This is a genomic window from Bacteroides togonis (assembly GCF_900130135.1).
Lineage (GTDB): Bacteria > Bacteroidota > Bacteroidia > Bacteroidales > Bacteroidaceae > Bacteroides > Bacteroides pullorum.
This window is the reverse complement of sequence record NZ_LT670820.1, coordinates 2,499,919-2,514,912: the sequence shown is the minus strand read 5'-3', so window position 1 is coordinate 2,514,912 and position 14,994 is coordinate 2,499,919. Positions and strand designations below refer to the sequence as shown.

General features: G+C 42.2%; 8 protein-coding genes and 1 pseudogene. 8 read left to right on the top strand and 1 reads right to left on the bottom strand.

The window, feature by feature from the left end:
• The first annotated feature begins 400 nt into the window (after nucleotides 1-400).
• Both BQ8005_RS10760 and BQ8005_RS10755 read left to right on the top strand, forming a co-directional pair.
• A complete protein-coding gene (locus BQ8005_RS10760; RefSeq protein WP_075318038.1) occupies nucleotides 401-3,097 on the top strand; it encodes a SusC/RagA family TonB-linked outer membrane protein in 2,697 nt (898 codons plus the stop codon).
• Nucleotides 3,098-3,109: 12 nt separating this feature from the next.
• A complete protein-coding gene (locus tag BQ8005_RS10755; protein ID WP_075318037.1) occupies nucleotides 3,110-4,726 on the top strand; it encodes a RagB/SusD family nutrient uptake outer membrane protein in 1,617 nt (538 codons plus the stop codon).
• Between the two features lie 295 nt (nucleotides 4,727-5,021).
• On the opposite strand, the gene BQ8005_RS10745 is transcribed toward BQ8005_RS10755, so the two are convergent.
• Nucleotides 5,022-5,273, bottom strand: a complete 252-nt coding sequence (locus BQ8005_RS10745; protein ID WP_075318036.1) for a hypothetical protein — start codon at nucleotides 5,271-5,273, stop codon at nucleotides 5,022-5,024.
• A gap of 203 nt (nucleotides 5,274-5,476) precedes the next feature.
• Between BQ8005_RS10745 and BQ8005_RS10740 the strand changes: the two genes are divergently transcribed.
• The 6 genes and pseudogenes from BQ8005_RS10740 (at nucleotide 5,477) to BQ8005_RS10715 (ending at nucleotide 14,993) form a co-directional block, all read left to right on the top strand.
• Nucleotides 5,477-6,046: an RNA polymerase sigma-70 factor gene (locus BQ8005_RS10740; protein ID WP_075318035.1), complete on the top strand. Its 570-nt coding sequence runs from the start codon at nucleotides 5,477-5,479 to the stop codon at nucleotides 6,044-6,046.
• Between the two features lie 70 nt (nucleotides 6,047-6,116).
• Complete coding sequence (locus BQ8005_RS10735; RefSeq protein WP_075318034.1) at nucleotides 6,117-9,908, top strand: two-component regulator propeller domain-containing protein; 3,792 nt, start codon at nucleotides 6,117-6,119, stop codon at nucleotides 9,906-9,908.
• Between the two features lie 68 nt (nucleotides 9,909-9,976).
• Nucleotides 9,977-11,050 carry an IS5 family transposase gene (locus tag BQ8005_RS10730; RefSeq protein ID WP_075317828.1) on the top strand — a complete coding sequence of 358 codons (1,074 nt, stop codon included), beginning with the start codon at nucleotides 9,977-9,979 and terminating at the stop codon, nucleotides 11,048-11,050.
• A 145-nt stretch (nucleotides 11,051-11,195) separates the two neighbouring features.
• Nucleotides 11,196-11,612: pseudogene (locus tag BQ8005_RS10725) on the top strand (helix-turn-helix domain-containing protein); the annotation flags it as partial.
• A 117-nt stretch (nucleotides 11,613-11,729) separates the two neighbouring features.
• Entirely contained in the window at nucleotides 11,730-13,889 is a 2,160-nt protein-coding gene (locus BQ8005_RS10720) for an alpha-N-acetylglucosaminidase (protein ID WP_075318032.1), read from the top strand.
• Between the two features lie 18 nt (nucleotides 13,890-13,907).
• Complete coding sequence (locus BQ8005_RS10715; RefSeq protein WP_075318031.1) at nucleotides 13,908-14,993, top strand: acyltransferase family protein; 1,086 nt, start codon at nucleotides 13,908-13,910, stop codon at nucleotides 14,991-14,993.
• The last annotated feature ends 1 nt before the right edge of the window (nucleotide 14,994 follow it).

Here is a 14,994-nt window from a genome sequence, read left to right as displayed (position 1 = left end):
TTATAATCAAATCATTTAAAGATTTTTGTCCTTCTATGATTTTTTGTATTTGATAAATGTCGTAATTAAATAAAAAATATCACGCATAATGACTTTTTCTTTTTTCTAAATTTCTTCAAATGACAAATTATTGTTACCTTTGTAATGTAATGTAGTTAATGGTTGCGCTTATAAAGTCCTTGGAAAGGATTTATGTATAAAATAGGTAGATGTTTACTCTGTTCTTGCCTGGATTATCAGCATCACTGATATGAAATAACAGAAAAAAATATACAATGGCTAAGCGGACGGACTGGCAGGGAAATAGTACAGATTCCCAATCCCCCTCTTTATAATACATTGCGTATAAGATTTATTAACTGTCTGGTCTGGGGAATCTACAGAGATTTAACGAATCAAGATGGGAAGAGTCGGTCTTTGTCTTGTCATAATGTTCTTCATCTGTAGTGCTCAAAAAATTGATGCACAAGTACAGAATATCAGAGAGAAACAAGATACCATTTCGGCGACTAAATCATTAGAGCATATCAGGCCCGAGAATATCAAGAAGGGACCATTGAATAATGCTTTGGATGTATTGAGTGGTCAGTCTGCCGGTGTGAACGTCACCACTAATGGGACTGACAGGCTCGCTATGCTGAATAGTATCCGTGTGCGTGGTACCACATCCATTATGGGTGGCAATGACCCGTTAGTAATTATTGACGGAGTGACATCTGACATCGCTACGCTATCTACCATATATCCCGCAGACATCGAGAGTTTCACTATTTTGAAGAATGCTACCGAAACGGCAATGTACGGTTCCCGTGGTGCTTCAGGTGTAATTGAGATTAAGACCAAGAAAGGAACGGGGCGAGGTTTCGAAATATCATATGATGGCAACTACGGATTCGAGTCAATGTATAAACATCTGCAAATGCTCAACGGCCCGGAGTATATAGCTACAGCAGAGGCACTTGGATTAGATTACAATAATGGTGGCTACAACACCAATTTTCACGATGTAATTACTCGTACGGGCTTGATACATCAGCATCACTTGGCTTTTAGCGGTGGTTCGGAAAACTCAAACTATCGAGCATCGTTCGGTTTTATGGATCATAATACAATTGTCAAAGTTAACGATTACCGAAATTTAGTGGTAAAACTTGATGCTACACAAAAGGCTTTCGATGGTCGCTTAGTTGGCGATTTTGGTGTATATGGCTACTCGTCAAAGATACACGACATTTTCGATACACGAATGCTGTTTTACTCGGCAGCTGCACAGAATCCTACATATCCAGCAGGAACTGATGTTAATGGCAACTGGGTGAAGAACTCGGCTGCATCACACATCAACCACCCCGGAGCACTCCTCTATGAGAAAAATGACTCCGAAGAACGGAATTTCAATACACATTTGGGGCTGAAATTTAATATCCTTGACAATTTGATATTGTCGGCTTTCGGCTCTTATTCATATTCATCTACGGGAAATGCTCAATTTTGTCCTACATGGGTGTGGGCGCAAGGCAATGTTTATAGTGGAGAGTTCAAGGGTGAAGACTACTTTACAAATGTGTCCCTCTCATATAACAATGCTTGGGGAGACTCACACCTTGATGCTGTTGTTGGCGCAGAATATCTTAAACAGGTAAGGACTGGTTTATGGGTGCAGGCAAAAGGAATAACAACAAATGATTTCTCCTATAATAACATCGGAGCAACATCATCGCGTCCTTTCGGTGGTACGAGCAGTAGCTATGAAGACCCGTCACTTGCTTCAATAATGGGTAGTGTCACATATAGTTACAAGGATAGATATTCTATTGCGGCAGCACTCCGTGGAGATGGCTCTTCAATGGTAAGCGATAACAATACTTTCGGATTCTTCCCATCAGTATCACTGGGTTGGGATGTAAAAAAAGAAGGCTTCCTCTCTGATACTGACTTTATAACAATATTGAAACTAAGAACCGGATATGGTCGGTCAGGAAATCTTGGAGGTATAACATCCTATACAACACTTAATACCGTAAAGGAGAATGGTATCGTATCCATCAACGGTGCACCTACCGTAACAATGGGAAGTATACGCAACACGAATCCGGACCTTAAGTGGGAGACTCGTTCAACATTTAATATCGGTTTTGACTTAGGTATATGGGATAATCGGTTGATGCTTACCTCGGAATTATATTACTCAAAGACAACGGATATGCTCTATGAGTATGATGTTCCCGTTCCGACCTTTGCGTTCGATAAACTGATGGCAAATATCGGCTCGATGTCTAACCAGGGTGTCGAACTAGGAATCTCGGTAGTTCCCATTCAACGAAAGGATATGGAGATGAATATCAACTTCAATATGTCCTACCAGAAGAATAAGTTACTTTCGCTTAGTGGAGAGTATAATGGTATGCATATGACAGCTTCAGATATTACTCCGATTGGCTCGCTTTATGGTGCAGGTCAGAACGGTGGAGACAATAATGTAGTATATCAGATTGTAGGTCAGCCATTGGGGGTATTCTATCTACCTCACTGCAAAGGGCTTAAAGAAAATGAACTTGGTGGCTACAGTTACGATATTGAAGATTTGAATGATGATGGCGAGATTGATTTTAGCGATGGCGGAGACAGGTATATAGCAGGTCAGGCAACCCCCAAGGTAACTATTGGATCAAACATCAGTTTCCGTTACAAGTCCTTTGATATTGCCATGCAGATAAATGGTGCTTTCGGTCATAAGATATTCAATGGCACGGGCTTGGCTTATACCAATATGTCTATATTCCCTGACTACAATGTATTGAAGGGTGCTCCTGAAAAAAATATTATTGATCAGAATGTTTCAGACTATTGGTTGGAAAAAGGAGACTATGTAAATATTGAACATATTACCATAGGCTACAATATTCCAATGAAATCCAAGGCTGTGAAGTCATTGCGTCTTTCGGCAGGCATTAGCAACCTTGCAACAATCACAGGCTATAGCGGTCTTACTCCAATGATAAACAGTTATGTAGTAAGCAACACTTTGGGCATTGACGACAAACGCACCTATCCTTTATATCGTACCTATTCGTTAGGTCTTAGTATTCAATTCTAACCGCTTACAGTTATGAAAAGATATATAAACATATTGATGGTTGCTTTGGCAACGATGATGACCTCTTGTCTTACTGAAGACCCTAGAGATCAACTTTATGAAGAAGACATTTACAACAATGCCAACAACATATATATTAATGCAGTGGCTGTGCTCTACAATTACATTGGTGGCAGTGCAGACAGTGAGGGTTTACAGGGGACCTGTCGTGGGATTTATGACTATAACACACTTACTACAGACGAAGCCATGATACCTATTCGTGGTGGCGACTGGTACGATGGAGGTTTGTGGGCGAATATGTATCAGCATAAGTGGAGTCCTAATGATTTACCACTCTACAATACTTGGAAATACCTCTACAAGGTTGTTGTGTTATCGAACAAATCTCTGCATATCATCGATAAGTATAGCCATAACCTATCTGAGGAGCAGAGAGTGGCCTACGAAGCTGAGGTGCGAGCTCTGAGAGCACTTTTCTACTACTACATTATGGATATGTATGGCAGAGTGCCCATCGTAACATCCTATGAACAACCGCAGGATGAAGTTGTGCAGAGCGAGCGTAGCGAGGTTTTCCGTTTTATCGTGAATGAGTTGCAGGAGGTTGCCGAGTTGTTGCCAAATGAGCGTAGTAATAAGATGGGTAACTACTATGGTCGTATAACAACACCTGTAGCTAATTTCCTTTTGGCTAAGTTGGCTCTTAATGCCGAGATATATTGTGATGATAATTGGACTGATGGCGTTCCACGGAACGGTAAAGAGATATTTTTCACCGTCGATGGTGAGAAACTCAACGCTTGGCAGACCTGTATCAAATATTGCAATAAACTTGCCGAGGTAGGTTATCGGTTGGAGGACGATTATAGCTATAATTTCTCTGTGCATAACGAGAACTCCAACGAAAACATATTCACCATTCCGTTGGATAAGAACCTCTATGCTGCGCAGTTCTGGTATCTCTTCCGATCACGACACTACAACCATGGCGGTGCGTTGGGTGGCTCATCGGAAAATGGTACCAGTGCCAATATCTCAACAGTCTTAGCCAACGGATACGGCACAGATGATGTAGATGCTCGCTTTGAAAAGAACTTCTATGCCGGCATCGTAGAGGTTGATGGAAAGCCTGTAATGATGGACAATGGACAGCAGTTGGAGTATTTCCCATTGGAGCTAAAGTTGAATCTTACGGGAAGCTCCTATGTCAAGACAGCTGGTGCTCGTATGGCAAAATATGAGGTTGATAGGACCTCACATTCCGACGGTAGACAACCGGATAACGACATCGTGCTATTCCGCTATGCCGATGCTCTCCTGATGAAGTCCGAGGCAAAGGTACGTAATGGTGAGGATGGCTCGTTGGAGTTGAACGAAGTCCGAGGTCGTGTTGGTATGCCATATCGAGAAGCTACGCTTGAGAACATATTGAAAGAGCGTTTGTTGGAGTTAGTATGGGAAGGCTGGCGACGACAAGATATGGTGCGTTTTGGAGTTTATCACAAATCATACGATCAGCGAGTCCAACTGGCTGATGAGAAAAATGGGTATACCACAGTTTTTCCTATTCCACAAAAAAGTATAGACTTGAACCCAAAATTGAAACAAAATGTTGGATATAAATAACTTTAGCCTATGAGTATTCAATTTGACATTGCAAAACAGATTATAGCTGAAACATGCCCTAATCGCAAACTTAAGTTGGAGAATATTCGCCTTTTTGCAGATATTATTCAAGCCTAAGAAATATCAAAAAGGTGATATAATTCTAAATGAAGGTGATATCTGTAATTGCCTATTTTATATAGATAATGTTACAGTAATACCAAGTGAATGAGTTTTAATATGAGGGTAGTAGGCTCCCCATCCTGCGGGTGCTTCAGGATCAATACCTTGTGGACACTTTTTAAATGTTAACAAGTTAGCTCCGTCTTGATTTCTTTTGTGCAATCTTTCTACCTTTTACCTTCTTTAATGCCTTTTCTGTGTCAATCTCTTTGCTGACTTGATGTACATCTACGGCCAGCAGTAGGGAATAGATACGGCGAGCCATACGACGGTTCTCTTCGGACGAAGCAATCCAGGCTTTGACTTCATCGTACGCCGTTCCTTCGAGTTTGCCTTCGTAATACTCGATCAATCGTTGCTCTATGTTGGTCTGTTGTTCGTTCATAGATGACTCGTTTGTAAAAGAGACAGGTGGGAACAGAGAGTTCCTAAACTCTTTTTCTGATTTTATTATTCATTAACATTTGGCGGGCTTTGGATTTTCTTGCTTTTCCTTATTGAAGCGAAAAATATACTTCTGAGATAACAGTCTTTTTCATTAGAAAAACTATTTTTGCACATTGAATTGAATGAGAGCAAAGCTATGACATGGAAACGCTGCATGTAGATAACCTTTTGTTGAGCAGGCTTCGAAATGGAGAGGCAAAAGCTTTTGATGCGCTTTTTCGGAAATATTATCCGTTGTTGTGCGCATATGGGAAGCGGTTTATCAGTACCGAAAATGCGGAAGAAATTGCTCAGGATGCTTTGTTGTGGCTTTGGGAGCATCGGGAAGAGGAAATCGTCCAGACTTCTTTAGCGAAATATTTGTTGAAAGTGGTTTATCGTAAAGCGTTGAATCGGATCGAGCAGGAACAAGTAAAACTGCAAGCGGACACACGTTTTTATCAGGATATAATAGAAAATGTCCTGAAAGAAAGTGATTTGTGTACGATAAACAGCTTGAGCAGGAAATTGAATGAAGCCATATCCCATTTGCCGGAAATGTATCGAGAGGCATTCGTTATGCACCGTTTTAAGGATATGACCTATAAAGAAATTGCAGAACGTTTGGATGTATCGGTTAAAACGGTGGATTATCGAATCCAACAGGCTTTGAAGCAGCTTGCTGTAGAATTGAAAGATTATTTGCCTCTGCTAATCTTCCTTTTACGCTAAATGCGATTTTATTGTTTGGGAGGATATTACTATATTTGTACAACGAAACTCACACATGATTACGAGCACTATGAAACTACGATTGTCGATTGTTTTCTTTCTTTTATATATCATTGTTCTGACTGCTTTTTCACAGTCGGACGAACGTTTTTTCAGTAAATACAATTATCATTATATAACAGAGAGTGAGGGAGTTCCTCATAGTTTTATAGATGATATTCTCTGTGATTCAGAAGGCTTTATATGGATGGCTACTCATAATGGTATCGGTAGATATGACGGTTATCAGGTCATGAGCATTAATACACAGACACAGCCGTTAAAGTTGAAAAATGATTTTGTGCATGCACTTTGTGAGGATAATTTTCGTCGGTTGTGGATCGGATCTGAGGGAGGACTTGAAGCCATTGATTTGAATACCTATGCCGTTATTGATTTTTATTCTTTATCGAATGATACATTGCAACCATTGGCAGATGGATATATTCATTCTCTTTATAAGGATAAAGCTGGGAATTTATGGGTCTCTTGTAGTAACAGTTTGTGGTGTATAGAGTGGGATGAAACAGGAGGTATCGGTAATTACTATTGTTTGAAAGAATCTTGCTCTTCCCCCGTTAAAGCCGTGATGGATGTTGGAGATCGTATTTGTGCAGGACTGGATAATCAGGTATATGTACTTGAAAAGAAACCTGGACATCTGTTGGAGAAAAAGCCTTTATCGAATGATTTGGTTCCTTTTAGCGAAGACTGGAGAATTTCTTGTATGCTTGAGGAGAGTGGTTTCTTGTGGATTGGAACAAATAGGGGGTTATTTAAATATAATGAGTCGACCCATCAAATGCAGCGATATCGTTATTCAACTCATCGTCCGGGTATGTTGAGTCAGGCATATATAACGGATATCAAAATGACGGAGCAGGGGCATATTGTTGTATCTACATTGAATGGAATAAATGTTTATCATCGTGAAACGGATACTTTCTCTTTTATTCGGCAGAACCGGACTCAAGGAAATGGAACTATTAATTGTAATGCGATAGATTGCATTTATACGTCGGGTGAAACGATTTGGCTGGGTACAGAAACGGGAGGGATTAATCTGCTTTCTCCCAAACGCCTTCAGACGGAATTATGGTGTCCGGATCAGGACGCGTCTGCCGTTGGAGAAAATTTCCCGGTTAATGCTATACGTGAAGATCGAGACGGAAATTTATGGATTTGTATGTTGGAGAGAGGTCTGGCTCGTTGGAACCCGGAAACTGGAATATGCGAGCGTTATGTGTTTGCACCGAACGATCCAAGCTCACTCACTAATAATACAATAAATGGCCTTTTGATTGATTCGGATCATCATTTGTGGGCATACACATGGGGAGTCGGGATCAATGAGTTGGATTTGAATGTGGCAGGAAATCGACGTTTCCGACGTTATACTCGTGAGGAATTTGCGACTTTGAAGGGGGATTTTATCAGTAGTGCATGTGAAGATGTTATCAATGAAGGGATATGGTTTGGCTCTACACGTGGTGTGTTGTTTTATGATAAACATTCGAAAACGTTTGAACGGGTCCTTTTTGATGGTATCGACAATGAGTTTGAGATGATACCGACACTTTGTGTCGATAAAAAGAAACGTTTATGGATAGGGACGACTCGTGGGTTGTTGATGTTGGATTTATTTGTGTATGCCAAGTCACATAAAAATGTTAGGTATACCTACTTCAAATATAAATTGGACGAGCCGAAATCAATGAGGTTGGAGAAAATCAATAGTATTTTAGAGGATAAGGATGGAACCTTGTGGCTAGGCGGTAATGGAAATGGGTTGTATAAGGTTTCGGAGGATGAAAGAGGGCATTTCGAGTTTACGAATTATACGGTTCGGAATGGATTGCCGGACAATACTATTATTGGTATGACGCAGGACGGGCAAGGTGATCTGTGGATTATGACTCACGAGGGAATTTGTAAGTTGGACAGAATGACGATGTCGTTTACGAATTATACAGCAGGTGACGGTTTGCCGTTTACACAATATTCTTGGAATGGTATTCATTATTCGTCCAAATATGACCGGATCTATGTTGCGACTAATATGGGGGTATTGATTATCAGACCTGAAGAACTCGCCTCATTTTATGCAGATCGTGTCGTTAAATTGACTTCTTTAACGGTGGCTGGTAATCTGATTTATCCTTCAAGTGGTGACTATCTGGATCGTAGTATTACACAAACTTCATTGATTACCTTGCATGAGAGAGAAAGTCGTTTTTCAATAGGGGTGACAACGGGGGATTATGCATGTAGCAATCGCATTCGTTTTTCGTATCGGATGAAGGGGTATGAAAGGGAGTGGAATGAAACAAGGCCGGGAGATTGTGTCATCAGATATACAGCTGTGCCTCCTGGCGATTATGTTCTGCAGGTTTGTGCTACCAATGAGATGGGGCAGTGGTCGGAGCATGTGACTGAGGTCGAAGTACACATTATTCCTTATTTTTATAAAACGATCTGGTTTTATTTAATCCTGTTACTGGCATTGGGGGCATTGATTTGGGCATTTTATCATAGAAAGATGAAGCGTTATCGTCAGCAACGGGCTGAATTGGAGCAGAAGGTGGAAGAACGTACCCAGGAATTGGCTGTGCAAAATAAACAACTGGAAGTGATGGCTGAACAGGTAAAAGAGGCTACGGAAGAGAAAATAACGTTCTTTACGAACATTACTCATGAGTTCAGGACACCTGTGACATTGATTCATGGCCCCATTGAACATGCTTTAAAAGTCGTTGAAGATGAGGAGGTGAAAGCTCAATTGCAGATAGCAGAACGCAATTCAGGTTATTTGCTTTCATTGGTGAATGAGCTGATGGACTTTCGGAAGTTGGATATGAACAAAGTGATTTTGGATCGGAAGGGTTGTAATTTTGTTGACTTCGTTTCAGAATTGTTGTTACCGTTTAAGGTGTTTGCGCGGGAGCGTGGAATTGAGATTTGTCTATATACTCGTATCGATCATCCTTGTTTAATGATAGATGTGGCTTATATGCGTAAGGCTTTGGTCAATTTGGTAGCGAATGCCATTAAGTTCACACCGGATAATGGACGTATTGATGTGTTTGTTGCTGCCATTCCGAAAGGTGGAGAAAAGGGGCCACAACTTTATATTAATGTCTGTGATACAGGATATGGGATAGTTGAAGCGGATATGGATAAAATCTTTGATCGTTTCTTTCAGTCTAAGACTGGCGATAAACATCCGATTTTCGGGCAAAGTGGTACAGGCATAGGACTTTTTTTATGTAAGCGTATCATTGAACTACATGGCGGCGTCATTTTTGCTCGTAATAATCAGGGACGTGGAGCGTCTTTTCGGATATTGCTTCCTTTGTTACAGGCTGAGCATGAGATTTCTTCTACTAATGTTGATACTGTTATTGGGTCACAAACAAGACAGGAAGACTTGGTTGGGGAAGATACTCATAAAGAAACGATTCTTGTTGTAGAAGACAATCAGGATATGCGTGCCTATGTTTGTTCTTTGTTGTCGAAGGATTATCGTTTTCTTGAGGCGGAGAATGGGGAAGAAGCACTTCGGATTGTACAAAAGCATTCGGTTGATTTGATTGTAAGCGATCTGATGATGCCTGTTATGGATGGCATGGAACTTTCACGGCGTATAAAGGATAATTTGCTTACATCGCATGTTCCATTTTTGATGCTTACGGCTATTTCTTCGGATGTACAAGAGAAGAAAAGTTTTGAGATTGGAGTTGACGAATATATTTGTAAGCCTTTTGATGAAGAGGTCTTTTTGTTGCGCATTCGAAACATTCTTAAGGGGTGTTCTATAAATTGAATTACTTATAATACTTTGATAATCAGATAATTATTTGTATATTTAAGCAATAAAAATTGCTGAAAACGATGAAAAAGCAGAACCGATACAGAAACCGCATTAGCAAGAGTCTTTTCGAGTCCGAAGATACTCATACGATTTTGTCGAACCTCGGTAACCCATTGACTGCGCTTGACAACTTGATTGACTTCGAGATGTTTCGCCCTGAACTTGAGGCCGCTCTCTCGAACAAAGAGCGCAAGAGTAACGCTGGGCGCAAGCCTTTCGAACCGGTTCTGATGTTCAAGGTTCTGTTTTTACAACGCTACTACGGCCTGGGAGACCATCAAATCCAATACCAGATTGTTGATCGGACGAGCTTCCGCCAGTTCCTTGGTATAGAGAGCGTAAAGGACGTTCCCGATGAAAAGACGGTCTGGAAATACAAGGAGGCGTTGCAAGTCTGTGGCGCGTACGACAGACTGTTCGACATGTTCCGCCGGTACATGGAGGATAGAGGTCTTGTTTTCAACAGCGGCAAGATAGTGGATGCGAGTTTTGTCACCGCTCCCCGTCAGCGCAACACTCGCGAGGAAAACCGGCAGATAAAAGCCGGCAGGGGTGATGAACTTTGGAATGACAATCCACACAAGAAGTGCCATAAGGACACTGATGCCCGTTGGACGAAGAAGCGTGGTGAAACTTATTACGGATACAAGAACCACTCCAAGGTGTGTGCCAAAACGAAGATCGTGCTTGCCTACGACACCACATCCGCCAGTGTGCACGACTCGAAGAAGGTCACCGACTTGATTACGGATGAAGACAAGGGGAAAGCCTTGTACCTTGATGCCGGATATGTCGGCAAGGACGATGAGGTCAGGAAACGTGGAATGACCCCTGTCATATGTGAAAAAGGACACAGGAATCGTCCGCTGACAGAAACCCAAAAGGCCAACAACAGGACAAAGTCCAAAGTGCGCAGCCGTGTGGAGCATGTCTTTGGCTTCATGGAACAGAGTATGCACGGGCTGTTCGTCCGCACGGTCGGGATAAGCCGAGCGAAAGCCAATACCGCACTGACGAGCCTAATGTACAATATCTGCCGCTTCTGTCAGATTGTCAAGTATCATGGCGATTGGCTGGCTACTTGTGAGGGATAGTTATGCCTTAAATATTAATTTATGTTAAAATTGGGGGGGTGATATAGTTATGAGCTAAAACACATACTTTTACATCGTGAATTAATAAAATCCGTGTCGGTCAGGCTTAATCGGGTTCTCCCGATCATCACGAAGTGTTAATTATAGAACCCCTCTTAATCTTAGGAATAGTTACAAGAAAAAATTTTCAGCCAGTGGTAATGTAAGCGAATTGCATATAAAGGAAGAATCCAGAGATCAGCAGTTTGTTAATAAAGCTATTGAGCTAATGGGAAAGAATTATGCGGATTCAGAGTATAATTTGGAATGTTTTGTACGTGATATGGGATACAGCAAAACTTTGGTAAATAGTAAAATGCATGCACTGGTGGGACAGCCTATCGGACAATTTATGAAGAATTATCGATTGAATGTAGCTCGGCGAATGATTCAAGAAGGAAAAGGCGATATTAATGTTTCCGAAGTTGCTTATGCTGTAGGATTTAATGATCCTAAGTATTTCACTAAATGTTTTAAAGAGTTTTTCGGTTATTTGCCCAGTAGCGGATTTAAGAAGGACTAAGGAGGCCATTTGTCTTTTCAGGTTGCAGACTGGACTATATTCTTCCTAAACTTTTCTATTTTCCACTTATAGCTAGATGAAAGTCTCTATATTTGTTGCATAAATAGAAATAGTATCATGAAGAACAAAATCAGTTTACTTATCCTGTTAATATCCGTGTGGAGTGTTCAATTGTTTGCAAATCCTATTGATGGGTTGCTTGAAAGGATAGATAAGGGAGCGTCGCACAAGTTTGTCATTGAATTGAAGAAAGGTGACAAAGATTTTTTTGAATTAGACCAGAAAGGAAAGAAGGTTGTGGTACGTGGTAATACTTATGTTAATATTGCTACGGGACTCAACTGGTATCTGAAATATTATGCTGGCATTCATCTTACTTGGAACGGTATGCAGGCTAAGTTGCCTGATGTGCTGCCACCTGTTGAAGAAAAACTGCGCAAGGAGACGGATTTGAGTTTGCGTTACGATTTCAATTATTGTACCTATTCTTATTCCATGGCTTTCTGGGATTGGGAACGCTGGGAGAAAGAAATCGACTGGATGGCTTTGCATGGTATCAACCTGCCCTTGGCGGCTGTCGGTATGGAGTGCGTGTGGCGTAACATGCTTCTGAAGTTGGGTTATAGCAGCGATGAGGTGAATCGCTTCATTGCCGGTCCGGCTTTTCTGGCTTGGTGGGCCATGAATAATTTGGAAGGTTGGGGAGGCCCCAATCCCGATAGTTGGTACACCCAACAGGAGGCCTTGCAAAAGAAAATCCTGAAACGAATGAAAGAATACGGCATTAAGCCTGTTTTCCCTGGTTATAGCGGTATGGTACCTCACGATGCCGACGAAAAGATGGGACTTAATATTGAGAAACCGGAATTGTGGAACGGATTCGTTCGCCCAGCTTTCCTACAACCTACCGATCCTCGTTATAGCGAAATAGCTTCTCTTTATTATAGTGAGCAGCAGAAACTTTTCGGCAAGGCTGACTATTATTCCATGGACCCTTTCCATGAATTGGAGAACGCTCACGAAGTGGATTTCGATGCGGCAGGAAAGGCTGTAATGGCCGAAATGAAGAAAGTGAATCCAAAGGCTGTTTGGGTGGTACAGGGATGGACGGAAAATCCTCGTCCGGAAATGATTAAGAACCTGAACAATGGTGATTTGCTTATCTTGGACCTCTTCAGTGAATGTCGTCCGATGTGGGGTATTCCTTCCATCTGGAAACGTGACAACGGATATGAACAGCACGACTGGTTGTTCTGCATGCTCGAGAACTTTGGTGGCAATGTAGGCCTGCACGGGCGTATGGATCAGTTGCTCAATAACTTCTATCTGACTAAGAATAATCCGTTGGCAGCCCATCTGAAGGGTATTGGCTTGACGATGGAAGGTTCGGAAAATAATCCAGTGATGTTTGAACTGATGTGTGAGTTGCCTTGGCGACCCCAGAAGTTTACCAAAGAAGAATGGCTGAAGGATTATGTCTATGCTCGTTATGGTGTACGCGATGCCAAGATTGAGCAGGCTTGGATGATTTTGGCTAATTCGATCTATAACTGTCCTTTCGGTAACAATCAACAGGGACCTCATGAGTCCATCTTCTGCGGACGTCCCACGCTGAACAACTTCCAGGCCAGCAGTTGGTCGAAGATGCAAAATTATTATGACCCCACCGTGACGGCCGAAGCAGCTGCCCTGATGGTGGAAGTGGCCGACAAGTATCGTGGCAATAATAATTTTGAATATGACTTGGTCGATATGGTACGTCAGGCCATATCCGATGAGGCTCGTATTGTCTATAACCGTACGGTGGCCGATTTCAAGAGCTTCGACAAGCGAAGTTTTGCCCGCGACTCCAAACGTTTTCTCGACCTGTTGCTGATGCAGGACAGCTTATTGGGTACGCGTAGTGAATTCCGTGTAGGCCGCTGGATTCAGCAGGCCCGCAAATTGGGTACTACACCCGAAGAGAAAGACCTTTATGAATGGAATGCTCGTGTGCAGATTACGACTTGGGGCAACCGTACCTGTGCCGACGATGGTGGCTTGCGCGATTATGCCCATAAGGAGTGGAACGGTATCCTGCGTGACTTCTACTATATGCGTTGGGCTGCCTATTGGAAGACTTTGCAGGACCAACTGGATGGCAAACCTGAAGTGAAATTGGATTATTATGCCATGGAGGAACCTTGGGCATTGGCTAAAAATCCCTACACAGCCGAGGCCGAAGGAGATTGCATTGAGTTGGCCAAGAAAGCCATCAAACTGGTACAGAATGATTAATATGTAAAGGGAATAGTCATGACGGAGGTTTTACCGAAGAAAAGATTGCTGTCACTCGATGTGCTACGAGGGATTACCGTGGCTGGAATGATTGTGGTGAATAATGCGGGAGGACGCCTGTCGTACGACTCGTTGCGCCATTCGGCATGGAATGGTATGACACCCTGTGACTTGGTATTTCCTTTCTTCCTGTTCATCATGGGAATATCGACCTACATTGCTCTCCGTAAATTCCGTTTTGAGCCGTCGGGGGCTGTCGTGTGGAAGATACTGAAGCGCACTTTACTCATCCTGTTGATTGGTATTGCCATCTATTGGTTCGACCATATCTGTGAGGGAGATTTTCTGCCTTTTGCCTATTTGAGATTGACAGGCGTATTACAGCGTATTGCCCTTTGCTATTGTGCCGCTTCTTTTTTGGCTTTGTATGTCCCCCATAAATGGATGGGGTGGATAGCGGGAATACTGTTGGTAGGATATGGTATCTTTTTGCTGGCAGCCAATGGGTATGTACCTGATGAGACCAACCTGCTTTCCGTGATTGACCGTGCCGTGTTGGGCGTCGGCCATCTGTATCAGAAGAGCCCTATTGACCCTGAAGGGCTGTTCAGTACTCTGCCCTCCATAGCTCATACCTTGATAGGCTTTTGTTGTGGGCGTTTAATCATGGAGGCCGATACACTAGAAAAGAAAATTGTCAGACTTTTTGTAGTGGGTTTCTTGATGATGTCTGTCGGTTTCCTGTTGACCGAGGCTTTTCCGCTTAACAAGCGTATCTGGTCGCCTACATTTGCCTTGACTACTTGCGGCTTGGCGGCTATGTTCCAGGCTATGTTAATGTACTTTATTGACTATAAAGATAAACGGCGTTGGTGTCGTTTTTTTGAATTGTTCGGTGTTAACCCATTGTTTTTGTATGTGCTGAGTGAAGTCCTTGCTATTGTGATTGGCGTTACAGGTGTCAAGCCGCCAGTTTATGATATGATACATTCGTTGGTGGCCAATCCTTATTTGGCTTCTGCTGTCTATTCGTTGTTGTTCATGCTGCTGATGGCAGCAGCGGGTTATCCGTTGTATAAGAAGAAAATATATATAAAGTTATGAG

Coding starts and splice junctions, on each gene's coding strand:
- BQ8005_RS10760 (WP_075318038.1), top strand. CDS start 401: ATGGGAAGAGTCGGTCTTTGTCTTGTCATAATGTTCTTCATCTGTAGT.
- BQ8005_RS10730 (WP_075317828.1), top strand. CDS start 9,977: ATGAAAAAGCAGAACCGATACAGAAACCGCATTAGCAAGAGTCTTTTC.
- BQ8005_RS10735 (WP_075318034.1), top strand. CDS start 6,117: ATGAAACTACGATTGTCGATTGTTTTCTTTCTTTTATATATCATTGTT.
- BQ8005_RS10740 (WP_075318035.1), top strand. CDS start 5,477: ATGGAAACGCTGCATGTAGATAACCTTTTGTTGAGCAGGCTTCGAAAT.
- BQ8005_RS10720 (WP_075318032.1), top strand. CDS start 11,730: ATGAAGAACAAAATCAGTTTACTTATCCTGTTAATATCCGTGTGGAGT.
- BQ8005_RS10755 (WP_075318037.1), top strand. CDS start 3,110: ATGAAAAGATATATAAACATATTGATGGTTGCTTTGGCAACGATGATG.
- BQ8005_RS10715 (WP_075318031.1), top strand. CDS start 13,908: ATGACGGAGGTTTTACCGAAGAAAAGATTGCTGTCACTCGATGTGCTA.
- BQ8005_RS10745 (WP_075318036.1), bottom strand. CDS start 5,273: ATGAACGAACAACAGACCAACATAGAGCAACGATTGATCGAGTATTAC.